Here is a 26,455-nt window from a genome sequence, read left to right on the forward strand (position 1 = left end):
CACAAAAATTCCGGATGCCGCAATTTCTGCGGCATCACGGCGCGCGGAGATCACGGGAGAGAAACATGACGACCAGCATTTCCATGTCTCGTCGCCACGCGCTTGCTTTGCTCGGCGCGTCGATTGCCTCGCCGCATGTCGCCAGAGCGCAAGGCGCATGGCCGAGCCGCAGCGTTCGCTATTATGTCGGCTTCGCCGCCGGTGGTGCCACTGACACGCTGTCACGCATCTACTGCCAGAAGATGTCCGAGCTGACCGGCCAGCAATTCGTCGTCGAGAACCGTGGCGGGGCAGGCGGCGTGCTTGGTGCCGACGCGGTCGCAAAGTCACAGCCGGATGGCTATGGCATCGGCATGGGTTCGATCGCCACCAATGCGATCGCCGTCGGCACCTACGCCAAGCTGCCATTTCACGCAGGCAAGGATTTCACCTTCATCAGCGGCCTTTGGAAGTTGCCGAATGTCCTGGTGGTGAAAAAGGACCTGCCGGTGAAGGACCTCAAGGAGTTCATCGCGCTCGCCAAGGGCAATCCCGGCAAATACAGCTATGCCTCGCCGGGCATCGGCACGACGCTGCATCTGTCGGGCGAGATGATGAAGAGCGCCGCAGGCATCGACCTGCAGCACATCACCTACAAGGGCGGCAATCCCGCAATGGTCGATCTCCTCGCGGGGCGCGTGGATACGCTGTTCGACAATCTTCCGGGTTCGCTGCAGCAGATCAAGGACGGTGCGGTTCGCGCGCTCGCGGTGACGACGACCAATCGTAGTCCCGCGATTCCCGATGTACCGGCCATGGCTGAAGTCCTGCCTGGTTATGAGCTGACATCGTGGGTGGCCGTGTGTGGCCCGGCAGGGATGCCGCCTGATATCGTTGCGCGGATCAATGAGCTATCCGTGCAGGCATTGAAGGATCCGACTCTGGCCGCGAAATATGCCGAGCTCGGCGCGCAGCCATTTCCGACTACAACTACCGACATCACCGCATACCGCGACAAGGAAGAAACCAGGCTGTTGCCTGTGATCAAGGCCGCCGGAATCGTTCCAAGCTGACACGGTGCGCTTTCCTTCACTGCGCAATGTCGGCTACATTACGGAGAGCGTAGTGGGGAATGGTCAGTGCGGACCGGGTTTTACAAGTGCGAGTATAGCGTCGACGAGGCGGTGGGCCGCAGCGTGATGTATGTTCGCGGCGGCACCATGCTCGGCGGCAATTCCGGCTTTGCGCATATCGGAACCTATCGCTTCGAAGGCGACAAGGTGCTGGCCGAGATCGAGAGCCGCCGTCACTGCTTTGACCCGGACTATGAATCGCTGCTCGGGCAGGATGTCTCGACCATCAAGGTCATCGGCCGTGCTTCCGGTGACACCTACGTGTTCGATGGTGGTTCACCGCAGATGCCGGGGGCGGCCTTCAAGTCGCTGATGACCAGCCTGGACGATAGCGAGCTGCCACCGCCGGGCGAGGTCGGCGAGGGCGGTATCGCCAATGGCCTGTATTCGATCCAGTTGCGCACCCTCGACGGCATCGATGGCGGCCTCACCGGGGTGATGCTGCTTCAGGACGGCTGGATCCTCGGTGGGGATGCGTCCTTCTATTATCTCGGTTCCTATTCGTCGGCCGATGGCCGCTGGAAAGGCGAGATGCTCAACCAGGAGCACACTCCGTCGCTTGGAGAGGTTCCGGTGTTCGGTGGTTATGAAATCGGCATCGGCTTTTCCGGGACATGTGATGCCAAGGGGGCCGAACTGGAAGCGACCGCGCTGGCCGGCAAGCGCAGCCTGCGCCTGCAGGCGAGCCTGAAGCTGATCCGCAAGGCGGAGCTGCTGGTGGCCGAGACCGCCTGAGGCGGGCAACCATTTGTTTCAAATTGGCTGACTAGGGTGCGCCAGATGAGTCGCCGTCGCGATTCTGCTGGAGCTGCCCGTGAACGAGAGCCTGATTGCCGTCTGCCAGTTGTTTCTGGTTCCGCTGACCATTCTGTTCGCCGCGGTCGGCGTCGCCAATGCGCGCTTCGTGAAGCTGCTGGTCTGTCTGCTTGGCGTCGGTCTGGCCGGGCTCTGGCTCTATCGCGTCTATCTCTGGACCGGCCTGTCGCTGATCGACCGCCGCACCGGCTACGGCCTCGCGGGCTCCTTCGCGCTGTGCTGGGTGCTGACGCTGCTGCACCAGATCAAGAGCAGTTTTGGTGGCGGTCACCGCTGATCGCGGTCAGACATCCGTCCATGACGTGAACAGTGCTGCCTGACCGCGGCGCTGGCCGTTGTCGTCGGTCAGTTCCCAGACGATACCGCCTTCGATCCAGAAGCGGCGGCCGGATTTCGCGATCCGCAATCCGCGATAATTGTCGATGAAGCCGTCGCGGGCAACGGCGTCGAGCAGGCGCTGCCGCTCCTCGCGGTTGGGCGCTTCCGCCGACAGGCGTGACGGGATCGTGACGAATTCATCCAGGCTGTATTCGAAACAGCGCTGCGCGGTCTTGTTCGCGTAAACGAAGATCGGATCGGCGGCCGCGCTATGCGCGAGCACGGCGAATGGCGCCTCGGCATAGAGCCATGTCGCGTCCTGGTTCGAGGCGACCAGTGGCCGGCCGACGGTTCGCGCGAAACTCGTCGTGAGCAATTGGAAGAAGGCTGGATCAAGCGCAGCGGCGGGCAGGGGTGTCACGTCGGTCACGGGTATCTCGCGTCGTTGAGTGGTGCGGAGATAGTCCGTGTGACGAGCCGCCACACCGTCCGGGAAAGCGGTGCTGATTTACCCCGGACGCATGGTCGTGAGCGCAACCAGTTTGGCGCGCAGCTGGTCGCGCGACATCCGCAGATCGGCCGGCACCTGCTGCAGATCGGCGAGCCAGGCCCCGTCCGCGGCATAGCGGACCAGTTCGAGCTCGGGGGCTGAATCCGTTGCATGGTGACGGGCAAGGCGCGCCCGCAGCCAGTCGGACCAATGGTTCCGTGCGACCGGATCGGTCAGTAGCGCGATGCAGGTGGATTCCAGCGCAGGCGCGTATTCGGCCATCGACAGGTTGGCGATCACATAGGCGCGGGTAAAGCACCCATGGCTGTCGCCATCCTGCGTCAGCTGCGCCTCGATGACCGCGTCGAACCGGTCGAGCTGGTCCTTCAACACCGCCTCGATGAGCGCCTGCTTGTTCGGGAAATGGTGGAACAGGCCGCCTTTGGTCACGCCCGCAGCATCTGCCACCGCCTGCACAGTGACGGCCTGCAGGCCGCATTCGGTGGCGAGACGCGCCGCGCAGTCGATCAGCGTGCGGCGAACCAGTTCGGGTTGTTTTTTGCGCTCATAGCCTTCGGACATCGCATCATCTCGCCGGGCAGGGCCGGTCGTTGCAAGCAATAACGGTCACGGGATCGTGCTTTGCTGCATTGCAGGAAATCGGGTTGAAACGCAAACCAACCAGATGGTATGTTTCTGGCCCGAGTCAATGACCGGATCTGGTTTCCCGCCGTGAGCGCCTTGTCAGGCGAGCTCCGGCGTTCTGTTTGATGGTGATATAAGTGGCTGAAATTTCGACATTTCCTGTTCGCATTGCGGGGGTGCTGGCAATCGCCTTTGCGCTCGGGGGCTGCGGCGATGGCAAGCAGGCCGGGGCCGACCAGGCAGCACCGGCAGCCTCGGTCGGTGTTGTCACGGTGACACCGGAGACCCTGCGGATCGTCAACGACCTGCCAGGGCGCATTGCGCCGACACGGATCGCCGAAGTGCGGCCGCGGGTCGCCGGCATCGTGGTCGAGCGGGTGTTCAAGCAGGGCACCATCGTCCGTGAAGGAGATGTGCTCTATCGCATCGATCCCGCGCCATTCCGTGTGCGCGTCACCAGCGCCAAGGCGGCGCTGCAACGCGCGGAAGCGACCCGGGTACTGGCCAAGCAGCAGGCGGATCGTCAAACGCAGCTGAAGGAGCGTGATGTCACCACGGGCCAGCTCTATGATCGCGCCGTGGCTGAACTCGCGCAGGCCGAAGCCGACGAAATGTCGGCGCGCGCGGGTCTGGAGTCCGCACAGCTCGATCTGCAATACACCGAAGTCCGCGCGCCGATCACCGGTCGTATCGGCCGCGCGCTGATCACCGAAGGCGCGCTGGTCAGCGTCGGCGGCAGCGAGAGCCTTGCGACCATTCAGCAGCTCGAGCCTGTCTATGCGGACTTCACCCAGTCGGCGAACGAGCTGCTGACGCTCAAGCGCGCTGCGCAGGCGAGTGCGAAGGCGCAGGGCGGCGATGCGGCCGACGTCCGTCTCAAATTCGATGATGGTTCGGAATATGCGCAGCAGGGACGTCTGCTGTTCTCGGAAGCGGCCGTCGATGCGACGACTGGCCAGGTCACGCTACGCGGCGAATTCCCAAATCCGGAGGGCGATCTGTTGCCGGGCATGTATGTGCGCGTGCAGATCGTGCAGGGCGAGCAGAAGGACGCGCTGTCGGTCCCGGAACGGGCGCTTCAGCGTGATCCCGGCGGGCAGGCACAGCTCTATGTGGTCAATGCCGAACGCAAGGCTGAACTGCGCAGCGTGACGCCGTCGCGTCTCGTCAATGGACGCTGGATCATCAAGAACGGTCTGAACGCCGGCGACAGCGTCGTGGTCGAAGGTTTCCAGACGCTCGCGCCCGGCGCAGCCGTCGATCCGAAACCGTGGATCGGCCGCTCAGCCAATGCCGCCCCGCAGGCATCGAAGTAAGGCGGGCCATCCATGTCAAATTTCTTCATTGCGCGACCGATCTTCGCCTGGGTGGTCGCCATCTTCATCATGATCGCCGGCGCGCTGGCGATACCGAATTTGCCGGTGGCGCAATATCCGAGCATCGCGCCGCCGCGCATTGCCATCACCACCAACTATCCCGGTGCGTCTGCCGAGGAAATCTATCAGGGCGTGACGCGGCTGATCGAGGATCAGCTCAACGGCATTCCCGGCCTGATGTATTTCGAGTCGACGGCGGATGCGACCGGCGCGATCCAGATCGACGTCACGTTCCAGCCGGGCACAACCATCGCGCAGGCGACGGTGGATGTGCAGAACCGCATCCGTCGCGTGGAATCGCGGCTGCCGCGCGCAGTGACCCAGCAGGGCATCATCGTCGAGGAAGGCTCTATCGCGTTCCTGCTATTCATCTCGATGCAGAGCACCGATGGCAGCATGGATAGTATCGCGCTTGGCGACTACATCACGCGCAACGTGCTAAGCGAAATCCGGCGCGTGCCGGGAGTCGGCAAGGGGCAATTGTTCGGCACCCAGCGCTCGATGCGCGTCTGGATCGATCCCGACAAGATGCTCGGCCTCGGTCTGACATCCACCGACATCACGGCCGCGATCGCGGCACAGAATGCCCAGGTGTCGGCCGGCCGTATCGGCGCGACGCCCAATCCGGTGTCGCAGGAAGTCTCCGCGCCCGTGCTGGTCAAGGGCCAGCTCGGTACACCCGACGAGTTCGGCGCCATCGTGTTGCGCGCCAATCGCGACGGATCCTCGGTACGTTTGCGCGATGTCGCGCGCGTCGAGGTCGGCGGCGAGGACTACAACTTCGCCAGCCGCCTGAATGGCAAGCCGGCAGCGGCTATTGGCGTGCAGATGTCGGCGACGGGCAACGCGCTGGCGACCTCCGAGGCCGTTAATGCCAAGATGAAGGAGCTGTCAAAGTTCTTCCCGAAGGGGCTGACCTACGAAATCCCCTATGACACGACGCCATTCGTCAAGGCGTCGATCGAGAAGGTCCTGCACACGCTGGCGGAGGCGATCGGTCTCGTCTTCATCGTCATGTTCCTGTTCCTGCAGAACTTCCGCTACACGCTGATCCCGACCATCGTGGTGCCGATCGCGCTGCTCGGCACCTGTGCGGTGATGCTCGCCACCGGATTCTCCATCAACGTGCTGACCATGTTCGCCATGGTGCTGGCGATCGGCATTCTCGTCGATGACGCCATCGTCGTGGTCGAGAACGTCGAGCGGCTGATGGCGCAAGAGGGGCTGTCGCCGCGTGAGGCGACCATCAAGGCCATGAAGCAGATCAGCGGTGCCATCATCGGCATCACGCTGGTGCTGACGGCCGTGTTCGTGCCGATGGCATTTTTCCCGGGCGCGGTCGGCATCATCTATCGGCAGTTCAGCCTCACCATGGTGGTGTCGATCCTGTTTTCGGGCTTTCTCGCGCTGACGCTGACCCCGGCATTGTGCGCGACGTTCCTCAAGCCGATCCCGAAAGGCCATCACGAGAAGGGCGGCTTCTTCGGCTGGTTCAATCGCGGCTTCGATCGTCTTGCCGGCAGCTATCGCTCCAGCGTCGGTTGGGTGACCAATCGCACCGGCCGTATCATGGTTGTCTATCTCGCTCTGCTGGTCGGCCTCGGCTGGGCCTATATGCGGTTGCCATCCGGCTTTCTGCCGACGGAGGACCAGGGCTACGTGATCACCGATATTCAGGCACCGCCGGAAGCAAGCCAGTCGCGCACGCTGGAATCCGTGAAGCAGGTCGAGAGCGTCTTCATGAAGGAGGAGGGCGTCGCGAGCATGTTCACCGTGCTCGGCTTCAGTTTCTCCGGCAATGGCCTAAGCTCCGGCATCGCATTCCCGACGCTGAAGGACTGGAGCGAACGCAAGGCGAAGGACGCTGCGCCCGAGATCGTCAACCGCGCCAATGCCGAATTCGCCAAGATCGGCGATGCGCAGGCGTTCGCGCTCTCTCCTCCGCCGATCGAAGGTCTTGGCAATTCCACCGGGTTCACCTTCCGTCTGCAGGATCGCAGCAGCCGCGGATCGGCGGCGCTGTCCGCTGCAGCGAGCCAGCTGATGGCCGCAGGCGCCAAGAGCCCGGTGCTGGTCGGATTGCGGATCGAGGGCCTGTCAAATTCAGCACAGCTCAATCTCGTCATTGACCGCGAGAAGGCGAATACGTTCGGCGTGTCTTTTGCGGACATCAATGCCACAGTGTCGGCGAGCCTCGGCTCGTCCTATGTCAACGACTTCCCCAATGCCGGTCGCATGCAGCGTGTCACCATTCAGGCCGCGGACGATCATCGCATGCAGGCGGATGATCTCCTGAAGCTCAATGTGCGCAATGCCAGCGGCGGCATGGTCCCGCTCTCGGCTTTCGCGCGCACGGAGTGGGCGAAGGGACCGGTGCAGGTGGTCGGTTTCAACGGATATCCGTCGATCCGTATCGCCGGCGATGCGGCGCCGGGTTTCTCGTCAGGTGACGCCATCAAGGAAATGGAGCGGCTGGTCGGCCAGTTGCCGGATGGTTTCGGTTTCCAGTGGGCGGGTCAATCGCAGCAAGAGATCGAGTCCGGCAACCAGGCGCCGTTCCTGCTGGCGCTCAGTGTGCTGTTCGTCTTCCTCCTGCTGGCGGCGCTGTATGAGAGCTGGTCGATCCCGCTGTCGGTGATGCTGGTGGTGCCGCTTGGCATCATCGGATCGCTGCTCGCGGTGATGATGCGCGGCATGCCGAACGACATCTATTTCAAGGTCGGCCTGATCGCGATCATCGGCCTGTCCGCGAAGAACGCGATCCTGATCGTGGAATTTGCGAAGGAGTTGCATGCCGAGGGCAAGTCCTTGCGGGAGGCAGCGATCGAAGCGGCCTATCTCCGCTTCCGGCCGATCCTGATGACGTCGCTTGCCTTCATTCTCGGTGTGACCCCGCTGGCGATCGCAACCGGCGCCAGTGCGGGCAGCCAGAATGCCATCGGCACTGGTGTGCTCGGCGGCATGATCTCGGCCACGGTGCTCGCGGTGCTGTTCGTGCCGGTGTTCTATGTGTTCGTGCTCAAGCGGATGCCGGAGAAGCGCAAACATCGCGACGACGGCGGGGCCGCCGAGCCTGCCCATGACGCCGCGTCACGGCCAAGTTGACGGGGAAGACATCGATGCCGCGAAGCATGATTGATGAATTCGATCGCGAACTGGATCCGGATCGCCTGACTTATGGCGACCGGGTGCGGATGTCGCCGCTGGGGCTCGAGCGACATCCGAGTTATGGCGCCCGTGAGGGCGTCATCGTCGGCATGGGCTCGCCGAACAGCATGCGGGTGAAGTTCGACGACCGTGTTACGGTGCAGGCGATCCATCGCGACTATCTGGAGCGCGTGGCGAACACGAAGCCGGAGCAGGGCCGAGCGAGGCGGATATCATGACCTATCTGTATCTTGCGGTGGCGATCCTGTCGGAGGTGATCGCCACCAGCTTTCTCAAAATATCGGATGGTTTCACCAGACCAATGCCGTCGGCCATCACGGTCGCGGGTTATGCGATCTCGTTCTACTTCCTGTCGCTGGCACTTCGTACCATTCCGAGTGGCATCGCTTATGCCATCTGGTCGGGTGTCGGCATCGTCCTGATCACGACGATTGCATGGGTGTTCCAGGGCCAGAAACTGGATGCGCCAGCTCTGGGCGGTCTCGGCCTGATCGTTGCGGGCGTGGTCGTCATCAATGTGTTTTCAAAGGCCACTGCGCACTGATCTCAGTCCGCATATTCCGATGGCTGATGGGCTGATTTAGTTCTCGCATCGCCCGGAACGTTGCTCTAGCTTCTCCCGATAATGCCGGCCCACGTCGTCGAAGACGCGATGGGACGGCGCAAAACGGGAGTGAACGTGAGCATCAAGACTGGTCGATGCATTGCCATCGCCGCGGCCCTTGCCGCATCGCTGATTGCCGTGGCGCCGGGGCAGGCGCAGCAATATCCTGATCGCAACATTACGATGGTGGTGCCATTTCCGCCGGGCGGAACGACGGACATTGTCGCGCGCGTGCTCACCGAGCAGCTCGGCAATGAGCTGGGCAAGCAGGTCATCATCGAAAACCGCGGTGGCGCCTCGACTTCGATCGGGGCGCAATATGTCGCGGGCGCCGACAAGGATGGTTACACGCTGCTGTTTGCCGCGGCGACGACGTTTACAACCAATCCGCATCTGTTGGCTTCGATCAAGTACAAGCTCGATGACTTCGCGCCTGTATCGATGGTTGTGAAGGTGCCGTTCGCCTTCAACGTGAAGAAGGATTTCCCGGCCAAGGACGTCGCGGCGTTCCGGGCCTATGCACTCGCCAATCCCAGCAAGGTTAATAACGCCACCAACGGACCCGGCAGCACCGTGCATCTGATGGGCGAGATCGTCGCCCGCGGGCTCGGCGTGAAATTGCAGCATGTGCATTACCGCGGCGCCGCGCCGGCGATGAACGATCTGCTTGCCGGCGTGGTCGACAGCAATGTGGAAGCGCTGACCAATACGGTGCCGAACCACAATGCCGGCCTGTATCGCGCCATTGCGGTTCTGTCGGAAGAGCGCCTGCCGCAGCTGCCGGATGTCCCGACCTTCAAGGAGCTTGGATTCCCGAGCATCGTCGGCTCCACCTGGTTCGCTGTCTTCGCGCCGGCGGGCACGCCGCAGCCGGTGGTGGACAAGCTCAGTACTGCCATCAACAAGGTGATCAAGACGCCGGAATTCGCCAAGAAGATGGATCCGATGGGCAATCAGCCCTGGCCGATGACGCCTGCCGAACTCAACACGCATGTGAAGAGCGAAAGCGAACGTCTCGGCAAGCTTATTCGTGAAGCGAATATCACGGTCGATTGACCGCGTGAGAGAGGAGAACACCAATGAATGCAGCCGTCAGCGCACCCGCCGTCAAGGTCGTCCGCTCCGTTCAGGAGCAGGTGAGCCCGGAGGAGTGGCAGTCCCGCGTCAATCTCGCCGCCTGCTATCGTCTCACGGCGATGTACGGCATGACCGAGATGATCGCCAACCACATCTCCTGCCGCGTGCCGGGAACGGAAGATCAGTTCCTGATCAATCCCTATGGCATGCTCTATGAGGAGATCGACGCATCGAGCCTGGTGAAGATCGACCTCGACGGCAACACGATTTTCAATGCCTCCGACTACAGCGTGAATGCCGCAGGCTTCGTGATTCACAGCGCCATCCATATGGCGCGCCACGATGTCGATTGCGTCGCTCATACGCATACGGTTGCCGGCATGGCCGTCTCGGCGATGGAATGCGGATTGCTCCCGGTGGCGCAGACCTGCATGCGGTTCCTCCATGTCGCCTATCATGACTTCGAAGGCATCGCGGACAATCCCGAGGAGCGTGAGCGCCTGATCGCCCATCTTGGGGATCACGAGGCAATGGTGTTGCGCAATCACGGCCTGCTGGTGGTCGGCAAGACCATCGCATCTGCCTTCAACGTGCTGTTCCGGATGGAGCGGGCCTGCGAGGTGCAGGTGGCGGCCTTGTCTTGCAACACCAAGCTGGTAACGCCGCCGCAGCACGTGCTGCAGGACACCTATGACCGCATGAAGCCGCGCGACAATGTTCCCGGCCTCAGCGGCGAGCTCGCCTGGCCGGCGCTGCTGCGCAAGCTGGATCGGGCCGACCCGTCCTATCGCAACTAAATTTGTAATGGCGGTCGCGGCATTTTAGATGCCGCGACTGCAGATCCGTTTAAGGCTTGAAGAACGAGACTGGGGTCATCAGCTGGTTTTCCTGGCTGACGAGATAGGCAGCCTCGGCACTGATCTTCAGGTAGCCTGCCCATTCCGGATCCTTCTGCAGCGCCTGTCGCTTGGCCTCGCGATCGGCGGCGCTGTCATAGACCCAGATGTGCATGTAGCTGTTGACATTGCCGGTCTCGATTTGCGCGTAGGCGAGCGGCTTGCCGAGATGGCGGCTCTGGATCGCGAAGCCGTGCTCGGCATACAGCGCCAGGTGTTTCTTGATGGTGCCGGGGCGGCAGGTATAGGTGCGGACGTCAAGCAGCATGGGGTTTCCTCGAGCGGTGGCAGATCAACGGGGTCATTCGGCGGTGGCGCCGGATTGTTTGACGAGCACGGCCCAGCGCGCCACCTCGTCATTCACGTATTTCTGGAATGCCGCGTGATTGTCGCCGACAGGGTCGGCGCCGAGCCCTTTGAGCTTCTCCTGGACAGCAGGGTCGGCCACGCTCTGAACGATGGTCTGCGAAAGCTTCTCGACGATAGCAGGTGGCGTGCCGGCCGGTACGAACAGGCCGAACCACGAGCGGAGGTTCATGCCGGGATACGGCGTCTCTGAGAAAGCGGGCACGTCGGGTAAGGCGGCATGGCGCGTGCTGCCGGTCACCGCGAGCGCCTTGAGCTTGCCGCCCTGCACCAGAGAGAGAACTTCGGGGAGGTTGGCGAACATGATCTGCACCTGGCCGCCGATCATGTCATTGAGCGCCTGCGCGCCGCCCTTGTAGGCGACGTGCGTGATCTTCGCGCCCGCGAGTGTGCTGAACTGTTCGCCGGACAGATGGGACGCAGTGCCGACGCCGCCCGACGCATAGTTGATGCGCTCTGCATTGGCCTTGGCGTAAGCGGCCAGCTCGCTCACCGAATTGACCGGCACCGACGGGTGCACCACCAACAGCAGCGGCACCGATGCCAGATTCGACAAGGCCACGAAATCGCGCGTCAGGCTGTAGCTCAGGTTCTTGTAGAGCGATGCGTTGATTGCGTGGCTCGAAGTGGCCATCAGCAGGGTGTAGCCATCGGGTTCCGAGCGCGCAGCGGCCGCACCGCCGATATTGCCGTTGGCGCCGGCCTTGTTTTCCACCACGATCGACTGGCCGAGCCGGACCGACATCGCTTGCGCCACGGTGCGCGCGATTACGTCGGTGGCGCCACCGGCGGCGAACGGCACGATCACGCGCATGGGACGATCCGGGTAGTCGGCCAGCGCGCTGACGGAGGTGAGGACCAGTGTTGCGGCCACGACGAGGCCCCGCAACGGAGTGATTGCCTTGTACATTCGTTTCCTCGGCCTTTTGTTTTTATGTTCTGTCGACATGCGCATGCGAACGCGCAAAGTGGCGACGGCAACGCCCGGTCAGGCGTCCATGCGGAACACTGTATGCAGCCGTGCGGCGGCGGCGCTAGGACGGATCAGACGTTGTGTTGGACTTTTCCGCGTGCCAGTCCAGCGGACGGCAATGCTTCCTTCGGAAGTCACCCGGCGTGACGCCGGTCTGCTTCTTGAAGAAGCGCGCAAAATAGGCGGGGTCCTCGATATTGAGGCGGAACGCGATCTCGGCGATACCCGTCTCGGTATTGCTCAGCCAGCGCTTGGCCTCGAGCAGCACGCGTTCCTGCACCACTTGGCCGGCTGTGCGCGCCAAAGTTCGCTTGACCGCGTCATTGAGCTGACGCTCGCTCACGCAAAGCGCCTCGGCATATTGGCCGATGGTTTCGAAGCGCAGGTAGTGTGTTTCCACCAGCATCGTGAAACGGCGCGCGAGCGCCTGGTGCAAGCCTATGCCACCAGCGGGCTCGTTGTCGGGGCACAGACGGCGGAGGCGCGTGAGCAGGATCAGCAGGCAGGATCGCACCACATCGGGGAAGCCCGGCCGGCGATCGCGGGACTCGCTTTCCATCTCGCGGAGCAGCGGCAGCATGCCGTCATGCTGGGCCTGCGTGAGATAGAGTGCGCTGTTGCCGCGCGCGGGTTGGAAGAACGGGAGTTTCGCGACATCGTCGGCGCGCGGAAACATCCGGGCGAAGAAGTCTGTGCTGAAGTTCAGCACGTAGCCATGAGGCTTGACCGACGACGTCCATGCATGGACCTGACCCGGCGAGAGAAAGAACACCGCGTGGTCGCGCACGTCGAAATGCGCGAAGTCGAGCGTATGCGTGCCGCTGGCGCGGGTCATCCAGAGCAGATGGTAGTAGTTGTGCCGGTGCAGGAAGCCGCGCGGGATGTCGTCGCGGTCCTCCAGTCGGACAAGATCGAAGTAGAATGAACCTTCGCCCGCGAAATCCGAGGTTTCAAAGGTTGGAAACTCGCCGGAGCGGCCGGAGAAGAGAGCTTCGGGCAAGTGAAGGCGTCCTTGCAATTTCGGGTCCCGTTTTTTTGGCGTCATCCTATAGCAAAAAGCCGGAGAATACCGGGATCCGATGGAACGGGCGCAGATGGCGGATGGTCGCAACCGAGTTTGCGTTGGATCAACTCCGCGGGAAAGAGCAGTTGCCGCGGCAGCCGCCGTCGCCTACATCAGGCGCATGACGCAGCCCTCGGCAATCGGCTTCACCAGCTTTCAGCCATCCCTGAACGAGGCGAATATCGCACTCCTGGTGCAGACCTTTTATGGCCGCGCCCGGGAAGACGATCTGCTTGGCCCCATCTTCAAGGCGGCGGTGGCCGACTGGGACCACCACCTGTCCCAACTCACCGATTTCTGGTCGTCGATGATGCTGAAGACCGGTCGCTACAACGGCCGGCCAATGCGCCCGCATCTGATGCTGCCGCTGACCGGGGCGCATTTCGACCGCTGGCTGTTGCTGTTCGAGCCGACGGTGCGCGAGATCTTCGACACGGATGTCGCCGACGCCATCAACCTGCGTGCCCGCCGTATCGCCGACAGCTTTGAGATGGGCGTCGCGACCACGCGCGGCGAGATCGCAAAGCCACGCCACAGCGTCTAAAAACGGTATATCGGTGCGCGTTGCTGCCATTGCGGCGTCGTGCCGTTACGCTAGGCTGCGATTCCAACAAACTGGGAGTCGGTCCATGAAACGCCTGTCTGTTCTCGTCCTCTTGAGCATGTTTGCCGCCGCGCCCGCTCTGGCGCAGGGGGCCGCCTGCACCGCCATGTCGGCCGATGGCAAGCCGCTCGCCGGCGCCGCCAAGACGAGCCACATGAAGAAGTGCTGCACGGATAATGCCAAGAGTGCCGAAGGCAAGCCGCTCTCCGGGGCTGCCAAGAAAAGCTCCATCGACAAGTGCATGAAAGGCTGAGCGCGCGAGCGCACAGCCCGTTACATCAGACCAAAAAGCCCCGCTGGTGCGGGGCTTTTTCTTGTCTCGGTCGATCAGGCCTTGCCAGCCTGCGCCTCGATTTTATCCTGTGTTTTCGTCTCGAAATCGCTGGCGTCATGACGCTCGTGAAGCTGACGGGCTGGATCGCCGGACGTGCGATTGACCATGCGACCACGCTTGACCGCGGGGCGATCACCAACGGCTTTGACCCAGCGCTGCAGGTTCTTGTAGCTGGCGACGTCGAGGAATGTGCCGGCATCGTTATAGATGACGCCTTCGGCAAGGGCGCCATACCAGGGGAAGATCGCCATGTCAGCGATGCTGTAGTCCTGGCCTGCGATGAATTCGGTCTTGGCCAACTGGCGATCGAGCACGTCGAGCTGGCGCTTGGTCTCCATGGCATAACGGTCGATGGCGTATTCGATCTTGAAGGGCGCGTAGGTGTAGAAGTGACCGAAGCCGCCGCCGAGGAAGGGCGCGCTGCCCATCTGCCAGAACAGCCAGGATAGGGTTTCTGCACGCTCTGGGCCGTCTTTTGGGAGAAAGGCGCCGAATTTCTCGGCGAGATGCATCAGGATGGCACCGGATTCGAACACGCGAAACGGCTTGCTGCCGCTGCGATCCATCAAGGCAGGAATCTTGGAATTCGGATTGACGTCGACGAAGCCCGAGCCGAACTGGTTGCCGTCGATCTTGATCAGCCAGGCATCATATTCCGCGCCCTTGTGGCCGGCGGCCAGCAGCTCCTCGAACATGATCGTGACCTTCTGCCCGTTCGGCGTGGCCAGCGAATAGAGCTGGAAGGGATGCTTGCCGACAGGCAGCTCCTTCTCATGCGTGGCACCCGCTGTCGGCCGGTTGGTCGAGGCGAAAGCGCCGCCATTCTCCTTGTTCCAGGTCCAGACTTTCGGGGGTGTGTAGGGGGCATCGGTCATCGGGCTGCTCCGGAGCAGGTGAATGGTCCGGAACACCTAAGGATGGATGCAATTGCATGCAAGTGGCGGCCGTGGGCTTTTTGGGCTACCAATCCACCATCCTGTCATCGCCACCAAATGCTGCTGGCTTGGTGGCGAAATGAGGCAGGCCATCTTTCACCGGCGCTGCGGCTTCACTGCAATGGATGTGCAGGGCCGGTTTGAACAGGTCCTTGAGGAGATAGCCGTTGACGGCCCGCATCTCGATTTCCGGGAGCTCGACCAGGAGGCGCGTGCTGCATCTGGCGCAGCTGATCCGCGGGGTGCGTTTTAGCGCGAATCTCGTGGTCTCGCCCGAGACGATCTCAACTCCTGTTGCGGGATAGATCGACTCGGCCACATAGGCCGCGCCGTGCACGCTCTGGCAGTCGGCACAGTGACACCAGAATTGCGCAATAGGTTCGGCGGAAATCCGGATTTGCACGGCGTTACACAGGCAGGAAATGTTCATCGCGATACCTCGCTCATTTCCCGCAAGCTAACAGTTGCAGCGCGCGACAACCAACGCCGCGCCATGCGGCAAATTGCTCAGACAATGGCTACACGCGTCAGAAAATCCGCTTCACCATGGACGTGGCCACGCTGGTGTAGCGGCCGTTGGCAAAGTGATGGTCGATGAAATAGAGGCAGAGGAAAGCGACCAGAACTGCACCGATCAATCGCATGTCAGACCTGCAAATCACTCTTGGAAATGCAGGGATTGTGAGATGCCAGATGGCTGCAGGCGACAAGGAACCCTTGCCGCGGCGCACTCATCCACATGGAATAATTCTATGATGGTAGCGCGTTATGTGCAGCTTGCGCGTTTGGCTACTTCCGCTTCTTCGTTGTGTTCAACGCGGCAGCTGCTCGTACCAGCGCCGTGAAAGCCATTTCGTCGATCGGATCGCCGTCATGGAGATCGATGGCGCGGCGGACATTGCCGTCGAGGCTGGCATTGAACAGGCCCGCGGGATCGTCGAGTGCTGCGCCTTTGGCAAAAGTGAGCTTTATCGCGTTTTTATAGCTTTCGCCCGTGCAGATGATTCCGTTGTGCTCCCAGACTGGCACCCCGCGCCATTTCCATTCCTCGGTGACGTCAGGCACCGCCGCCTTGATCAATGCGCGGACATGCGCGAGCGTCGCGCCACGCCAGTCGCCTAGCTCCTCGATGCGTGCATCGATCAGGCTGGACGGCGAGGCGCTGGTGGTTTTAGTCATGTCGCTCATAGAGCTGAAATTGTCGTGCCAATTGCTGTTTCCTGCAGTACACCTGTCTGCTCGGTAAGCAATCGCGCGTCCGATCACGGACGCGCGATTGATCGATCTTACTGCTGGACCTTGATGTCCGCGTCGGTGATCACCTTCTTCCATCGCGCAATTTCGCCGGTGACGAAGGTCTTGAACTCCTCCGGCGACGTGCCCATTGGCACGATGCCCTGATCGTCGAGCTTCTTGCGCAGCTCGGGATCGGCGAGGGCCTTCTTGGCTTCGGCCGCGACGCGATCGACGATCTCCTGCGGCGTGCCTGCCGGCGCGATGATGCCCGACCAGGTACCGGAGGTGAAATCCGCCACACCGGCCTCCGCCATGGTCGGCACGTCGCCGGCGGCGGGCACACGGGCATTCGCAGCCACGGCGAGCGCCTTGGCGTTGCCGGACTTCACCTGCGACATCAGTGGGCCGATGACGTCGAACATCACGTTGATCTGGCCACCGACCGTATCCTGCAGCGCACCAGCCGTGCCCTTGTACGGGATGTGCTGCAGATTGAGGCCTTCGCGGCTCTTCAGCATTTCCATGGTGAGATGTGCGGCGGAGCCAATGCCGCTGGATGCGAAGTTCAGCTGTCCGGGCTTCGATTTCGCGAGCGCGATCAATTCCTTCATGTCCTTGGCCGGCAGAGACGGCGTCGCGATCAGGATCAGCGGTGCCACTGAGGTGAGGGACACATAGGTGAAGTCCTTCATCGTGTCATAGGGCAGCTTCGGATTGAGCGAAGGGTTCACCGAATGCGCGGCGATCACGGTGCCGAAGGTGTAGCCATCGGGAGCAGCCTTGGCGACGGCATCGGTGCCGATCACCGCATTGGCGCCCGGCTTGTTCTCGATCACGATTGTCTGGCCCAGTGCGGTCGACATTTTCTCGGAGACAAGACGGGCCATCAGGTCGGTATAGCCGCCAGCAGTGTAGGGCACGACCATGCGGATCGGCTTGTTGGGCCAGTTCTGCGCCTGGGCGCTGCCGGCGCCGGCCAGCAGGATGGCGACTGCGCCGAGCGCGCGAGCGAAACCTCGTGTCATTGCATTTCCTCGATATCCGGTGCGATCTCCGAGACGGCGGGGAGCGCCGCAGCGCCGATCCCGAAATCGCAACGTGTCACATTCTTATCGTTGTCGGCCCGCCCGAGACGCGCGAACGCCCGGATTCCCAAGGGTAAGCTAATACACGCCGAACCATGCGGGAAACTAGACGAAAGGCCGCTGCGGGTTGTCCTAGTTGCCACGGCGCGGAATTTTGCGCGCAATCTCATTCACGCGCGCCTCAGCGCAACGTGATCACTTGCGATCAGTATTGTTCGCAGATGCGAAACGTATTGCCACAGTCACGGTTATGTTGGGAGGGGACGACCCGTCGATGCGCGCTGAGTCTGGCGCGTAGCCCTCGAGCCTGGTGAGCCCGTCATGGGGATGAAGTTTCGCAAATTGTCCATCAAGTCACGCAAGCGCACATTGGGGCTGGCCGGTTTCGCCCTGGTGGTGGAGATGGTGGTCAGCCATCCACGGTTTGACATGATGGCGGGTGTCGCACAGGTCGCACGCGTGGCAGCGCCCGCAGTGATGGCGTCGCTGGCCACTCTGACACGGACGGGGCAGTCACCAGGCGAGACCGCCCCGGACACACCCGCGGTGGTGCCGGTGATGGATCATACGGCCGAGCTTTGTGCGCGAATGCGGCGTGTGGAAAGCTGAGCGGGCCGCGGCGAGGTGTCAGTGGCGTTCGCACAGGTCCGCGTCTATGATCCGGCTATGTCGCGCCTGATTTGCCTCTCACTCGCTGTTGTCATGTCGTTGCTGTCCGCCGATGCGATGGCGGCGCCCGCAAAGAAGAACGCCAAAGGCTGGCAGGGCTACGGCTTCCTGCCAGGCTATCGCCAGCCCCTGAACAACAGCGTGCCTCTGTTCATGCAGAAGAAGGCGGATCTGAAGATGGCGAAGCGCGATCAGCGCCAATGGTACATCGACAAGACGCCGCAATATTACAATTGGTGGGAAGGGCAGTGGCGCTATCCCGGGCGGCCCGGCTTCAATGGCGGCCAGTATAACGGCGGCAGCTTTGGTCCGTGCTACACGCGCACCCCGATCGGGCCGATCTGGACCTGTGGCTAAATCAGACGATTTCAAAGAGGCGCCCCAGATTGGGTGGGATGATAGAGCAGGACCGGCCATGCAGACAATCTTCGGCGCCATGATCGCGGCGACGCTTCTGATAACGGCGACCCCGCCTGCTTTCGCTGATGCCGGTCACCACGGCCATCACGGTGGTGCAGCCAAATTTGCGGCCGGCGAGCCCGGCGATGCGAAGCGTCCGGCGCGGCTCGTGAACGTGGCAATGACCGAGGCCGGCGGGAAAATGCTTTTCGTTCCGAGCAGGTTGGAAGTGCGCAAAGGCGAGCAGGTCAAATTTGTGCTGCGCAACGCCGGTGAGCTCGAGCATGAATTCGTGCTGGCGACCACGGACGAGAACCTCGCTCACGCCGAAGCCATGAAGGCCGGGTCGATGAAGCATGACGATCCGAATGCGAAGATGCTCGATCCCAAGAAGGCCAGCGATATTCTCTGGAAGTTCACCAAGGCCGGCGAATTCGAATATGCGTGCCTCATCCCTGGCCATCGCGAGGCCGGGATGACGGGAACCATCGTCGTGAAGTAAGGCGCGTGTTTAGCGCGAGAGATCCGCCAGTTCCGCCCAGGGCGCCCGCGGCATGGTCATGGCGATGTCCTTGGACATGACGATGACGGAGGCCTGAAGGCTTTCCGGCCTTGGCTGGATGGCCATCACGCCGATCCAGACCGTGGCTGCCGCGGCAAAGGCAACGAAGGCGATGGCACTGGAACGGTCGGGCGAGGGATCGGGGCGCTGCATGGGTGCCTCCTGTGATCGCTCTCAATCCTGCCGAAGCCGGATGGTTCCGACGCTTTGTGAAATATCTGAAAAAATAGTTGATGGATGGGAGCGGGCTGGCTGGCGGTTAGCGCTGAAAGGCGCTCCGGAGCTTCTGTGCCATCTGCAGAAGTGCCGGCGATTGCTTCACCATCCGCTTGGCGTGGGCCACCGACGACAGGCCGAGCGCGCCGAGGCGACCGCGGGTCGTGAGCGGGATATAGCTGTCGAAGATCGCCTCGTCGTCCTTGCAGAACATCCGTTTGTAGTCGCCTTCGCCGATGCCGAGATCGAGCGAGCGGATGCCCTGGTCGGCGTAATAATCGACGATGCTCCGCATCAGGATCAGGCCGGGGCTGTATTTCGCATTCGCCGACATGGTGTAGGTGTTGAACATCATCGAGAAGCGTTGCTCGTCGGTGACGCCGGCATACATGGCGATCACCTCCTCGTCGCAGACGAGGGCGTGGACATCGATAGCGTAGCCGCCGGCGCGTGGGGCCGCACAGGCCTGGCGCAGAAAGCCCTCGATCCCGGGTTCGGCAAAGACATCGGGCAGGCCCTGTTCCGCCATCCGTAGCGGCTTCACGGCAAAGAACATGTCGAGCACGCGCGTCGCGTCTGCAGGCGTCGCCGCATGCAGATAGCGGTAACCGGGCAGGCCCTTGTATTTGGCTTCCTTGGTCTTCAGCCGCTTGCGCATTGAGCTGGAGACGCGGTCGGTCGGTGCCGTGTCCGGTGTCATGTTGAGCACCGGGCATTCGTTGGCGGAGGGCTGATGCGGCAGCAGCGCCATCGGATTGGCAATGCCGCGCCACGCCTGTGGCTGCTGCAGCAAGGCCAGGACGTCGATCCTGTCATTGCTTGCCTGAATGCCCTTGAGCAGAGCGTCCATGTCGGCGCGGGTCGCGGTCTCTGCGAAATCCCGGCGCCACAGCGGCATGTTGAACGTCACATGCTTGCCGCCGGGGAAGCTCGCCACTCGCATGCCGTTCTCTCGGCTGACGACGAGCGGCATCAACAGGACCGGCTCCTGACTGGCATCATAGGCGGCCACGATCAACGGCTGCGCGCCTTCCGCGTTGCCGGCATGGGCCTGCCAGGCGGAGAGGAAGTCGAAGCGCTGATAGGGCGTTGCCAGATGTGCGGATGTTTCGAACTGCCGCCACACGGGTTCGGCATCAGCGAAATCGCGCAGAATATCGACGCGTGCGATGCGGGGCGCGCCGGGATGTGCCGCGATTGGTTTATCCATTGCCGCAGCCATGGTCATTGCGATGCCCTGTCGGGATTTTTCCGTTTGGGGCGGAGTTTTGCAAAGAAATCTCAACAAACGGTAAGGACTATGGCGGAGCGGCGATGATGCCGCGGCGGGGATGGCAGTGTCGTTGGGAACGGATTGGGCGGCGCTGAAGCTGGAAATAGCCTATGCCAGCGGCCTCTGGCGTCTGCTGGAACCCATGCAGGGCGGCGCGGGTATCATCCTGAAATTCGAGCGGGTGCGGCCTGCGCGGCATGCCGCGTTCCAGCCGCTCAAGGCCAGCGAGGTCACGCCGCAATTCCTGCACCGGGTGATCATCAAACTGAAACACTGGCCATTCGACATCGTGTCCATGGACGAGGCCTGTCGCCGGGTGCAAGCGCCGCACGGCGGTCGCCGTTTTGTCGTGTTGAGCTTCGATGGCGGCACCCGCGATTTCGTCGACTATGCCTGGCCGCTGCTGTCAGGTCATCAGGTGCCGTTCACTCTGTATCTGCCGAGTGCGTTTCCCGACGGGCTGGGGCGGATGTGGTGGCTCGCGCTCGAGCAGGTAATCGCGACGCAGGATCGCATCAACACAGTCATTGATGACCGGAGACGCTATTTCGAGACGGTGAGCACGGCCGATAAATATCACGCATATCACTATCTGCATGGCTGGTTGCGCAGCTTGCCGCCGCAGCAGCTCGCTCTTGCGATCGATGATCTCTGTGCGCGCTACGGCATCGATCTCGCCGCACTGTCGCGCAAGACCGCGATGACATGGGACGACGTGGCGACTTTCGCCGATGATCCGCTGGCGACGGTCGGCAGCAGCACGTTGAACTATCCGATCCTCGCCAACCTCGACGATGCAGCGGCCAAGCGGGAGATTACACAAGGGCAGGCGGTCGCCGAGGCAGCGCTCCCGGTGCGGCCGCGGCATTTTGCCTTTCCGTTCGGCGACAGGGCCGCCTTCGGCGCGCGCGACGTCGCGATGGTGGCGGAGCAGGGATTGACGAGTGCGGTGACGTCGGTGCCCGGCATGGTGACGGCTGGTGCCGACCTGCATATGCTGCCACGGCTCGCATGGGATGGCCGGCGCAGCTCGTTGCGGGTTCTGCGCGTGATGATGAGCGGAGCGCTTTAAGCCTCACGCATCTTCCGGATCGGGCTTCTGCATCCAGCTGACGATCGGCATGGCCGGAAGCACCCAGCCGATGCCTGCCACCACATAGAAGATCGCCTGCCGCCAGCCCGAGGCAGCGAGCCAGGGCATCTGCGCCATCGCCATGCCGAGCAGCGACCACACCACCACCAGGATCAGGAGCAGGATGGTTCCAAGGAATTTTCGCGTGCGGATCTTCATGAAAGCCGGGGCTGGGTGGGCAAAGTGCCCAACTTTGCAGGGCGGGGCGGGCGGACTATAAGGGGCGCGAAAATTCGTTAAAAGCGCTGTTTTGTAAAGCGCTGTCTGAAAGCGCCGAGATTGATTGCAATGGCCGCCATTTCCCAAATCCGCGACAAGGAATTGCGCCCGGTGCGCTGGTGGCTGATGGTGGTCGCGGCGATGATCGTCGCCATGGTGCTGGTCGGCGGCGCGACGCGGCTGACGGAATCCGGCCTCTCGATCGTCGAATGGAAGCCTGTCACCGGCACGTTGCCGCCGCTGACCGAAGCGCATTGGCACGAGGCTTTCGAAGCCTACAAGAAAATCCCGCAATATCGTGAGCTCAATCACGGCATGAGCCTCGCCGAATTCAAGAACATCTTCTGGTGGGAATGGAGCCACCGGCTGCTCGGTCGCACCATCGGCATGGTGTTCCTGCTGCCGTTCCTGTTCTTCCTGTGGCGCGGGGTGTTGTCATCCGGACTGAAGGCGCGGCTGTGGGTGATCTTCGCACTGGGCGGCCTGCAGGGCTTTGTCGGCTGGTGGATGGTGGCCTCGGGCCTGACCCATCGTGTCGAGGTGTCGCAATATCGCCTTGCCGTGCATCTGATGCTGGCGCTGATCATTTTTGCTGCGATCGTGTGGGTGCTGCGGCGGATGAATGCCGGCACCACGGCGCTTGCATCGACACGTCTGCGCGTGACGAGCTGGGTTCTGCTCGGGCTCACCTTTCTGCAGATCTATTTTGGTGCACTGGTCGCAGGCCTCCGCGCCGGGCGCGTCTTCAATACCTGGCCGGAGATCGATGGCGCCTTCATCCCGTCGGCGTCACGGCTGTTCTTCGAGGATCCGTGGTGGCGCAATATGTTCGACAACGCGCTGACGGTGCAGTTCCAGCACCGCATGACGGCCTATCTGCTGTTCGCCGTCGCCATCTGGCATGCGCTCGATGCGCTGCTCGGACGGGCGGAACGGTCAGTCGTGAATGGTGCGTTGTGGCTGGTCGCGACGATTGCGGTGCAGGCGATGCTCGGAATCCTGACGCTGCTGCATCAGGTCCCGATCGATCTCGCGCTCGCGCATCAGGGCGTGGCGATCATCGTGCTGACGCTGGCGATCCTGCAGGTGGAGCGGATGAAGGTACGCGACGCGCCGCTGGCCGCGCCGGTTCTGCGTCCGGCGTGATCGTTGTTATGTAGGGTGGGCAAAGCGTAGCGTGCCCACCTTCACCATCCGTGTACTTGATGGTGGGCAAGGCGCTAGAGCGCCTTTGCCCACCCTACATGCTGAGCTTACGCGCTGAGCGCCTGCTCCAGATCTGCGATCAGATCTTCCTTGTCTTCGATGCCCACCGACAGGCGGACCACGTCCGGGCCGGCGCCCGAACGCGTCTTGGCGTCGTCGTCGAGCTGGCTGTGGGTGGTCGAAGCCGGGTGGATGACCAGCGAGCGGGTGTCGCCGACATTGGCCAGATGCGAGAACAGTTTCAGGTTCGACACCAGACTGACGCCCGCGTCGTAACCGCCCTTCAGGCTGAAGGTGAACACCGCACCCGCGCCCTTCGGCGCATATTTGCGGGCAAGGGCATGATACTTGTCGTTCGGCAAACCCGCATAATTCACCGCGGCCACGCCCGGATGCGTGGACAGCCATTCGGCAACCGCCTTGGCATTGTCGCTATGCTTCTGCATGCGCAGCGGCAGCGTCTCGATACCGGTCTGGATCAGAAAGGCATTGAATGGCGACAGCGCCGGGCCGAGATCGCGCAAGCCGAGCACGCGGCAGGCGATGGCAAAGGAGAAATTGCCAAACGTCTCCTGCAGCTTGATGCCGTGATATTCCGGGCGCGGCTCCGACAGCACCGGATATTTGCCGTCCTTCGACCAGTCGAAGGTACCGGCGTCCACGATGATGCCGCCGAGCGAGTTGCCGTGGCCGCCGAGAAATTTGGTCAGCGAATGCACGACGATGTCGGCGCCGTGATCGATCGGGCGGATCAGATAGGGCGAGGCCAGCGTGTTGTCGACGATCAACGGTACACCGGCCTTGCGGGCAACGGCGGCGACGCCTTCGATATCGGTGATCGAGCCGGCCGGATTGGCGATGGACTCGATGAAGATCGCCTTGGTCTTCGGCGTCACGGCCCGTTCAAACGACGCGATGTCATCGGGATCGGCCCAGACCACGTTCCAGCCAAAGCTCTTGAAGGCATGGCTGAACTGGTTGATCGAGCCGCCATAGAGTTTTCGTGAGGCGATGAATTCGTCACCGGGCTGCAGCAACTGCTGGAAGACGACAAGCTGCGCGGCATGGCCGGATGCCACGGCGAGGGCAGCGGTGCCTCCCTCAAGGGCGGCAACGCGCTCTTCCAGCACGGCGGTCGTTGGATTGGTGATGCGCGTATAGATATTGCCGAAGGACTGCAGGCCGAACAGCGAGGCCGCGTGATCGGCGTCGTTGAAGACGAAGGAGGTGGTCTGGTAGATCGGCGTCGCGCGGGCGCCGGTGGTCGGATCGGGCTGCGCGCCGGCATGCACCGCGAGGGTCCCGAAACCTGGAATACGGTCGTTCATCATCACTCCCCATCAAAGGTCGATTTGGTTGGCGCCAAACTGATCGGGCGCAGCGGCGTCGTCAAGGTGAGGCGACATCCTGCCCGGACTTCGCAACAGCCGCACTGCAGCAGGTGATTGCAGCAAAAATAAACTGCTGCATCCTGCGATCAGACGATGTCGTTCTTGTCTTTGCCGAGCTGGGCGATGCGATCCGCCGCAGTCGTGCTGCCGCCACCCAGGCTCTGGCGGTTCAATGACAGCCGCATGCCCTGGGTGGGGATCGGCGCACGTTTGGCGCTGATGGTGCGCGAATTGACGCCCATCCACTGGATCTCCGACGACAGCCGCCCATATTCGATCTTCGGGCAGCGGTTCATGACGACCTTGATGCCGGCCGCCTCGGCCTTGGCTGCGGCTTCGTCATTGCGCACGCCGAGCTGCATCCAGATCACCTTCGGCAGTGTCTTGAGGGCAAGCGCAGCTTCGACGATCGGCATCGCATGCTCACTGCCGCGAAACATGTCGATCATGTCGATGGGGCGGTCGATGTCGTCCAACGATCTGACGAAGGGCTTGCCGAGCAGGCTCTTGCCGACCTGGCCCGGATTGATCGGAATCATGTCGTAGCCGCGTTCACTGAGATACTTGAACACGAAGTAGCTCGGCCGCACATTCTGCGGCGACGCGCCGATCATCGCGACGGTTTTGACGGTGTTGAGGATTTCGCGGATATAGGCGTCGCTGTAATTGTCGTGGTTCATTATCTTTCCAGTTTCATCTCAGTCACTCACGGTGAGGAGTGCGCAACGCACGCGTCTCGAACCATGAGATGCAAGGCAACGGAGCCCGTGGTCATCCTTCGAGACGCCGCTGCGCGGCTCCTCAGGATGAGGGGGAGCGTTATCGATCTTCCCATGTCGGCATGCGCTTCTCGATGAACGCACCAATGCCTTCCTCGGCGTCGCGCGCCATCATATTCTCCGTCATCACCTCAGCTGCAAAACGATAGGCATCGGCGAGATTCATATCGGCCTGGCGATAAAACGCTTCCTTGCCGATCTTGATCGTATGCGCGGATTTTCGCGCCACCTGCTGGGCGAGCGCAATGGCCGCATCGCGCTCCGTGCCGGCCGGCACCACGCGATTGACGAGACCGATCTCCCTTGCGCGCTCGGCCGAAATCGGTTCGCCCGTGAGCAGCATTTCCATCGCCTGTTTGCGCGGGACGTTACGCGACAGTGCGACCATGGGCGTCGAACAGAACAAGCCGATATCGACGCCGGGAGTGGCAAAGCGGGCTTCTTCAGAGGCGATGGCCAGATCGCAGCTGGCCACCAACTGGCAGCCAGCCGCCGTCGCGATGCCCTGCACGGCGGCGACCACCGGTTTCGGCAATCGCACCACGGCCTGCATCATTGCGCTGCAGGCATTCATCAACTGGCCGAAATAGGCGCGGCCGCGATCGTCATCGGCGCGGCGGGCCGTCAATTCCTTCAGGTCATGGCCGGCAGAGAAGGCTGGTCCCTTCGCGGTGATCACAACGGCGCGGACGGACGTGTCGCCGGCTATCTCATCCAATGCCGCATGCAGCTCTGCAATCAATCCGTCCGACAGGCTGTTGCGCGCCGCGGAACGGTTGAGCGTGAGCACGGCGACATCGCCGACCTGCTCACGCAAGAGAATGGATGGGTGCGCCGTTTCCGCGCGGGCAGGTTGAACCATGTCTTGTCTTCCATCGGCTGGGCTTATTCGTCACCATAATGTAACAGGACGGTGTCGGCGAAAAGACGGAGCGACGGGACGGGGACATGACGGACGCGAAAATGACGGTGCCGGAGCTCGAAGAGTTCCTGAAGCGCGAGTTTCCGCAGGCTTTTGGCGCCGGGGATATTGCCATCGAACATGCAGACGGCACCACCTGCCTGCTGCGCCAGACCTATGGCGAGCGCATGCTGCGCCCGGGCGGTACGGTCTCGGGCCCGACGCTGATGGCTCTGGCCGATTTCGCCATGTATGTCGTGCTGCTGTCCGCCATCGGTCCTGTGGGCCTCGCGGTCACCACCAGCCTCAACATCAATTTCCTGCGCAAGGGCCAACCGGGGCAGGACGTTCTGGCGGCCGCGAAGCTTCTGAAACTCGGCAAGCGTCTGGCCGTGGGGGAAGTGAACCTGCTGTCGGGCACATCGGCGGACCCGATTGCCCATGTGACATCCACCTATTCCATTCCGAATAAAGCGTGATTCCTGAGGTAATATTGCACCTTAATTATAAGGTATTGATTCCGCTTTAGATTTTTGCGCTGACGACCATTGACGGAATCCGGGCGGTTCTCTAGAACCACCCTCAATTCGGCGCCTTCACGGGCGCCGAT

The 26,455-nt window shown here is 62.2% G+C and carries 32 protein-coding genes; 17 read left to right on the forward strand and 15 right to left on the reverse strand.

Going from position 1 to position 26,455, the window contains the following annotated elements; translation table 11 throughout:
• Positions 1-65: 65 nt before the first annotated feature.
• From ACIQ17_RS00205 to ACIQ17_RS00215, 3 genes are all read left to right on the forward strand, one after another.
• The gene (locus tag ACIQ17_RS00205; RefSeq protein ID WP_398464134.1) at positions 66-1,052 is read left to right on the forward strand and encodes a Bug family tripartite tricarboxylate transporter substrate binding protein; all 987 of its coding nucleotides are present in this window, start codon (positions 66-68) and stop codon (positions 1,050-1,052) included.
• Between the two features lie 66 nt (positions 1,053-1,118).
• The gene (locus tag ACIQ17_RS00210; protein WP_398464136.1) at positions 1,119-1,847 is read left to right on the forward strand and encodes a GrlR family regulatory protein; all 729 of its coding nucleotides are present in this window, start codon (positions 1,119-1,121) and stop codon (positions 1,845-1,847) included.
• 79 nt (positions 1,848-1,926) lie between these two features.
• Positions 1,927-2,205, forward strand: coding sequence for a hypothetical protein (locus ACIQ17_RS00215; protein WP_398464138.1), 279 nt, complete (start codon positions 1,927-1,929; stop codon positions 2,203-2,205).
• Positions 2,206-2,211: 6 nt separating this feature from the next.
• On the opposite strand, the gene ACIQ17_RS00220 is transcribed toward ACIQ17_RS00215, so the two are convergent.
• Together ACIQ17_RS00220 and ACIQ17_RS00225 are read right to left on the reverse strand one after the other, a co-directional pair.
• Positions 2,212-2,676, reverse strand: a complete 465-nt coding sequence (locus tag ACIQ17_RS00220) for an MEKHLA domain-containing protein (protein ID WP_398464140.1) — start codon at positions 2,674-2,676, stop codon at positions 2,212-2,214.
• 78 nt (positions 2,677-2,754) lie between these two features.
• Positions 2,755-3,318, reverse strand: coding sequence for a TetR/AcrR family transcriptional regulator (locus ACIQ17_RS00225; RefSeq protein ID WP_398464142.1), 564 nt, complete (start codon positions 3,316-3,318; stop codon positions 2,755-2,757).
• 200 nt (positions 3,319-3,518) lie between these two features.
• Between ACIQ17_RS00225 and ACIQ17_RS00230 the strand changes: the two genes are divergently transcribed.
• The 6 genes from ACIQ17_RS00230 to ACIQ17_RS00255 all read left to right on the forward strand — a co-directional run bounded on the left by ACIQ17_RS00230 (position 3,519) and on the right by ACIQ17_RS00255 (position 10,403).
• Complete coding sequence (locus tag ACIQ17_RS00230; protein ID WP_398464145.1) at positions 3,519-4,697, forward strand: efflux RND transporter periplasmic adaptor subunit; 1,179 nt, start codon at positions 3,519-3,521, stop codon at positions 4,695-4,697.
• Between the two features lie 12 nt (positions 4,698-4,709).
• Positions 4,710-7,862, forward strand: coding sequence for a multidrug efflux RND transporter permease subunit (locus ACIQ17_RS00235; protein WP_398464147.1), 3,153 nt, complete (start codon positions 4,710-4,712; stop codon positions 7,860-7,862).
• A 14-nt stretch (positions 7,863-7,876) separates the two neighbouring features.
• Positions 7,877-8,143, forward strand: coding sequence for a hypothetical protein (locus ACIQ17_RS00240; RefSeq protein ID WP_398464149.1), 267 nt, complete (start codon positions 7,877-7,879; stop codon positions 8,141-8,143).
• Positions 8,140-8,469: a DMT family transporter gene (locus tag ACIQ17_RS00245; RefSeq protein WP_398464151.1), complete on the forward strand. Its 330-nt coding sequence runs from the start codon at positions 8,140-8,142 to the stop codon at positions 8,467-8,469. Before ACIQ17_RS00240 ends, ACIQ17_RS00245 begins: the two co-directional genes overlap by 4 nt.
• Positions 8,470-8,604: 135 nt before the next feature.
• Complete coding sequence (locus tag ACIQ17_RS00250; protein WP_398464153.1) at positions 8,605-9,585, forward strand: Bug family tripartite tricarboxylate transporter substrate binding protein; 981 nt, start codon at positions 8,605-8,607, stop codon at positions 9,583-9,585.
• 23 nt (positions 9,586-9,608) lie between these two features.
• Positions 9,609-10,403 (forward strand): class II aldolase/adducin family protein, encoded by a 795-nt coding sequence (locus ACIQ17_RS00255; protein ID WP_398464155.1) that lies wholly within the window; start codon positions 9,609-9,611, stop codon positions 10,401-10,403.
• Positions 10,404-10,452: 49 nt separating this feature from the next.
• Here the strand turns inward: ACIQ17_RS00255 and ACIQ17_RS00260 are convergent, their stop codons facing one another.
• The 3 genes from ACIQ17_RS00260 to ACIQ17_RS00270 all read right to left on the reverse strand — a co-directional run bounded on the left by ACIQ17_RS00260 (position 10,453) and on the right by ACIQ17_RS00270 (position 12,952).
• Positions 10,453-10,770, reverse strand: coding sequence for an NIPSNAP family protein (locus ACIQ17_RS00260; protein WP_398464157.1), 318 nt, complete (start codon positions 10,768-10,770; stop codon positions 10,453-10,455).
• 33 nt (positions 10,771-10,803) lie between these two features.
• Positions 10,804-11,778 (reverse strand): Bug family tripartite tricarboxylate transporter substrate binding protein, encoded by a 975-nt coding sequence (locus ACIQ17_RS00265; RefSeq protein ID WP_398464159.1) that lies wholly within the window; start codon positions 11,776-11,778, stop codon positions 10,804-10,806.
• A 124-nt stretch (positions 11,779-11,902) separates the two neighbouring features.
• Positions 11,903-12,952 (reverse strand): helix-turn-helix domain-containing protein, encoded by a 1,050-nt coding sequence (locus ACIQ17_RS00270; protein ID WP_398464161.1) that lies wholly within the window; start codon positions 12,950-12,952, stop codon positions 11,903-11,905.
• A 73-nt stretch (positions 12,953-13,025) separates the two neighbouring features.
• Between ACIQ17_RS00270 and ACIQ17_RS00275 the strand changes: the two genes are divergently transcribed.
• Positions 13,026-13,448 carry a group III truncated hemoglobin gene (locus ACIQ17_RS00275; protein WP_398464163.1) on the forward strand — a complete coding sequence of 141 codons (423 nt, stop codon included), beginning with the start codon at positions 13,026-13,028 and terminating at the stop codon, positions 13,446-13,448.
• A gap of 85 nt (positions 13,449-13,533) precedes the next feature.
• A complete protein-coding gene (locus ACIQ17_RS00280) occupies positions 13,534-13,761 on the forward strand; it encodes a hypothetical protein (RefSeq protein ID WP_398464165.1) in 228 nt (75 codons plus the stop codon).
• Positions 13,762-13,835: 74 nt separating this feature from the next.
• Here the strand turns inward: ACIQ17_RS00280 and yghU are convergent, their stop codons facing one another.
• The 4 genes from yghU to ACIQ17_RS00300 all read right to left on the reverse strand — a co-directional run bounded on the left by yghU (position 13,836) and on the right by ACIQ17_RS00300 (position 17,038).
• Positions 13,836-14,717, reverse strand: coding sequence for a glutathione-dependent disulfide-bond oxidoreductase (yghU, locus tag ACIQ17_RS00285; protein WP_398464167.1), 882 nt, complete (start codon positions 14,715-14,717; stop codon positions 13,836-13,838).
• Positions 14,718-14,802: 85 nt separating this feature from the next.
• A complete protein-coding gene (locus ACIQ17_RS00290; protein ID WP_398464169.1) occupies positions 14,803-15,207 on the reverse strand; it encodes a GFA family protein in 405 nt (134 codons plus the stop codon).
• A gap of 359 nt (positions 15,208-15,566) precedes the next feature.
• On the reverse strand, positions 15,567-15,965 hold the full coding sequence (locus ACIQ17_RS00295) for a DUF1801 domain-containing protein (RefSeq protein ID WP_398464171.1): 399 nt from the start codon (positions 15,963-15,965) through the stop codon (positions 15,567-15,569).
• Positions 15,966-16,063: 98 nt separating this feature from the next.
• The gene (locus ACIQ17_RS00300) at positions 16,064-17,038 is read right to left on the reverse strand and encodes a Bug family tripartite tricarboxylate transporter substrate binding protein (protein WP_398464173.1); all 975 of its coding nucleotides are present in this window, start codon (positions 17,036-17,038) and stop codon (positions 16,064-16,066) included.
• Positions 17,039-17,419: 381 nt separating this feature from the next.
• Here ACIQ17_RS00300 and ACIQ17_RS00305 point away from each other — a divergent pair, with 381 nt between their 5' ends.
• The 3 genes from ACIQ17_RS00305 to ACIQ17_RS00315 are packed head-to-tail and all read left to right on the forward strand — an operon-like array spanning position 17,420 to position 18,668.
• On the forward strand, positions 17,420-17,707 hold the full coding sequence (locus ACIQ17_RS00305) for a hypothetical protein (protein WP_398464175.1): 288 nt from the start codon (positions 17,420-17,422) through the stop codon (positions 17,705-17,707).
• Positions 17,708-17,764: 57 nt separating this feature from the next.
• Positions 17,765-18,124: a hypothetical protein gene (locus ACIQ17_RS00310; RefSeq protein ID WP_398464230.1), complete on the forward strand. Its 360-nt coding sequence runs from the start codon at positions 17,765-17,767 to the stop codon at positions 18,122-18,124.
• 58 nt (positions 18,125-18,182) lie between these two features.
• On the forward strand, positions 18,183-18,668 hold the full coding sequence (locus ACIQ17_RS00315) for a plastocyanin/azurin family copper-binding protein (protein WP_398464177.1): 486 nt from the start codon (positions 18,183-18,185) through the stop codon (positions 18,666-18,668).
• Positions 18,669-18,677: 9 nt separating this feature from the next.
• Here the strand turns inward: ACIQ17_RS00315 and ACIQ17_RS00320 are convergent, their stop codons facing one another.
• Together ACIQ17_RS00320 and ACIQ17_RS00325 are read right to left on the reverse strand one after the other, a co-directional pair.
• Complete coding sequence (locus ACIQ17_RS00320) at positions 18,678-18,881, reverse strand: hypothetical protein (protein WP_398464179.1); 204 nt, start codon at positions 18,879-18,881, stop codon at positions 18,678-18,680.
• A gap of 106 nt (positions 18,882-18,987) precedes the next feature.
• Positions 18,988-20,172: a GNAT family N-acetyltransferase gene (locus tag ACIQ17_RS00325; RefSeq protein ID WP_398464181.1), complete on the reverse strand. Its 1,185-nt coding sequence runs from the start codon at positions 20,170-20,172 to the stop codon at positions 18,988-18,990.
• A gap of 109 nt (positions 20,173-20,281) precedes the next feature.
• Here ACIQ17_RS00325 and ACIQ17_RS00330 point away from each other — a divergent pair, with 109 nt between their 5' ends.
• A complete protein-coding gene (locus ACIQ17_RS00330; protein ID WP_398464183.1) occupies positions 20,282-21,289 on the forward strand; it encodes a polysaccharide deacetylase family protein in 1,008 nt (335 codons plus the stop codon).
• A gap of 3 nt (positions 21,290-21,292) precedes the next feature.
• Here the strand turns inward: ACIQ17_RS00330 and ACIQ17_RS00335 are convergent, their stop codons facing one another.
• Entirely contained in the window at positions 21,293-21,508 is a 216-nt protein-coding gene (locus tag ACIQ17_RS00335; protein ID WP_398464185.1) for a DUF2842 domain-containing protein, read from the reverse strand.
• A gap of 129 nt (positions 21,509-21,637) precedes the next feature.
• Here ACIQ17_RS00335 and ACIQ17_RS00340 point away from each other — a divergent pair, with 129 nt between their 5' ends.
• Positions 21,638-22,714, forward strand: coding sequence for a COX15/CtaA family protein (locus ACIQ17_RS00340; RefSeq protein WP_398464187.1), 1,077 nt, complete (start codon positions 21,638-21,640; stop codon positions 22,712-22,714).
• Positions 22,715-22,821: 107 nt separating this feature from the next.
• On the opposite strand, the gene ACIQ17_RS00345 is transcribed toward ACIQ17_RS00340, so the two are convergent.
• From ACIQ17_RS00345 to ACIQ17_RS00355, 3 genes are all read right to left on the reverse strand, one after another.
• Positions 22,822-24,102 (reverse strand): O-acetylhomoserine aminocarboxypropyltransferase, encoded by a 1,281-nt coding sequence (locus ACIQ17_RS00345; protein ID WP_398464189.1) that lies wholly within the window; start codon positions 24,100-24,102, stop codon positions 22,822-22,824.
• 149 nt (positions 24,103-24,251) lie between these two features.
• Positions 24,252-24,845 carry a CoA-binding protein gene (locus tag ACIQ17_RS00350; protein WP_398464191.1) on the reverse strand — a complete coding sequence of 198 codons (594 nt, stop codon included), beginning with the start codon at positions 24,843-24,845 and terminating at the stop codon, positions 24,252-24,254.
• 139 nt (positions 24,846-24,984) lie between these two features.
• Positions 24,985-25,806 (reverse strand): enoyl-CoA hydratase, encoded by an 822-nt coding sequence (locus ACIQ17_RS00355; RefSeq protein ID WP_398464193.1) that lies wholly within the window; start codon positions 25,804-25,806, stop codon positions 24,985-24,987.
• A gap of 86 nt (positions 25,807-25,892) precedes the next feature.
• Between ACIQ17_RS00355 and ACIQ17_RS00360 the strand changes: the two genes are divergently transcribed.
• Positions 25,893-26,324 (forward strand): PaaI family thioesterase, encoded by a 432-nt coding sequence (locus ACIQ17_RS00360; RefSeq protein ID WP_211908832.1) that lies wholly within the window; start codon positions 25,893-25,895, stop codon positions 26,322-26,324.
• Positions 26,325-26,455: the final 131 nt, after the last annotated feature.

This window comes from Tardiphaga sp. (assembly GCF_044340795.1).
GTDB lineage: Bacteria > Pseudomonadota > Alphaproteobacteria > Rhizobiales > Xanthobacteraceae > Tardiphaga.

Excerpts from the sequence above, each read along its gene's own strand:
- ACIQ17_RS00205 (WP_398464134.1), top strand. The coding sequence starts at position 66 with ATGACGACCAGCATTTCCATGTCTCGTCGCCACGCGCTTGCTTTGCTC.
- ACIQ17_RS00265 (WP_398464159.1), bottom strand. The coding sequence starts at position 11,778 with ATGTACAAGGCAATCACTCCGTTGCGGGGCCTCGTCGTGGCCGCAACA.
- ACIQ17_RS00360 (WP_211908832.1), top strand. The coding sequence starts at position 25,893 with ATGACGGACGCGAAAATGACGGTGCCGGAGCTCGAAGAGTTCCTGAAG.
- ACIQ17_RS00290 (WP_398464169.1), bottom strand. The coding sequence starts at position 15,207 with ATGAACATTTCCTGCCTGTGTAACGCCGTGCAAATCCGGATTTCCGCC.
- ACIQ17_RS00280 (WP_398464165.1), top strand. The coding sequence starts at position 13,534 with ATGAAACGCCTGTCTGTTCTCGTCCTCTTGAGCATGTTTGCCGCCGCG.
- ACIQ17_RS00325 (WP_398464181.1), bottom strand. The coding sequence starts at position 20,172 with ATGACCATGGCTGCGGCAATGGATAAACCAATCGCGGCACATCCCGGC.
- ACIQ17_RS00310 (WP_398464230.1), top strand. The coding sequence starts at position 17,765 with ATGTCGCGCCTGATTTGCCTCTCACTCGCTGTTGTCATGTCGTTGCTG.
- ACIQ17_RS00255 (WP_398464155.1), top strand. The coding sequence starts at position 9,609 with ATGAATGCAGCCGTCAGCGCACCCGCCGTCAAGGTCGTCCGCTCCGTT.
- ACIQ17_RS00315 (WP_398464177.1), top strand. The coding sequence starts at position 18,183 with ATGCAGACAATCTTCGGCGCCATGATCGCGGCGACGCTTCTGATAACG.
- ACIQ17_RS00235 (WP_398464147.1), top strand. The coding sequence starts at position 4,710 with ATGTCAAATTTCTTCATTGCGCGACCGATCTTCGCCTGGGTGGTCGCC.
- ACIQ17_RS00275 (WP_398464163.1), top strand. The coding sequence starts at position 13,026 with ATGACGCAGCCCTCGGCAATCGGCTTCACCAGCTTTCAGCCATCCCTG.
- ACIQ17_RS00340 (WP_398464187.1), top strand. The coding sequence starts at position 21,638 with ATGGCCGCCATTTCCCAAATCCGCGACAAGGAATTGCGCCCGGTGCGC.
- ACIQ17_RS00345 (WP_398464189.1), bottom strand. The coding sequence starts at position 24,102 with ATGAACGACCGTATTCCAGGTTTCGGGACCCTCGCGGTGCATGCCGGC.
- ACIQ17_RS00355 (WP_398464193.1), bottom strand. The coding sequence starts at position 25,806 with ATGGTTCAACCTGCCCGCGCGGAAACGGCGCACCCATCCATTCTCTTG.
- ACIQ17_RS00295 (WP_398464171.1), bottom strand. The coding sequence starts at position 15,965 with ATGAGCGACATGACTAAAACCACCAGCGCCTCGCCGTCCAGCCTGATC.
- ACIQ17_RS00240 (WP_398464149.1), top strand. The coding sequence starts at position 7,877 with ATGCCGCGAAGCATGATTGATGAATTCGATCGCGAACTGGATCCGGAT.
- yghU (WP_398464167.1), bottom strand. The coding sequence starts at position 14,717 with ATGACCGATGCCCCCTACACACCCCCGAAAGTCTGGACCTGGAACAAG.
- ACIQ17_RS00260 (WP_398464157.1), bottom strand. The coding sequence starts at position 10,770 with ATGCTGCTTGACGTCCGCACCTATACCTGCCGCCCCGGCACCATCAAG.
- ACIQ17_RS00305 (WP_398464175.1), top strand. The coding sequence starts at position 17,420 with ATGGGGATGAAGTTTCGCAAATTGTCCATCAAGTCACGCAAGCGCACA.
- ACIQ17_RS00335 (WP_398464185.1), bottom strand. The coding sequence starts at position 21,508 with ATGAAGATCCGCACGCGAAAATTCCTTGGAACCATCCTGCTCCTGATC.
- ACIQ17_RS00245 (WP_398464151.1), top strand. The coding sequence starts at position 8,140 with ATGACCTATCTGTATCTTGCGGTGGCGATCCTGTCGGAGGTGATCGCC.
- ACIQ17_RS00300 (WP_398464173.1), bottom strand. The coding sequence starts at position 17,038 with ATGACACGAGGTTTCGCTCGCGCGCTCGGCGCAGTCGCCATCCTGCTG.
- ACIQ17_RS00320 (WP_398464179.1), bottom strand. The coding sequence starts at position 18,881 with ATGCAGCGCCCCGATCCCTCGCCCGACCGTTCCAGTGCCATCGCCTTC.
- ACIQ17_RS00350 (WP_398464191.1), bottom strand. The coding sequence starts at position 24,845 with ATGAACCACGACAATTACAGCGACGCCTATATCCGCGAAATCCTCAAC.
- ACIQ17_RS00225 (WP_398464142.1), bottom strand. The coding sequence starts at position 3,318 with ATGTCCGAAGGCTATGAGCGCAAAAAACAACCCGAACTGGTTCGCCGC.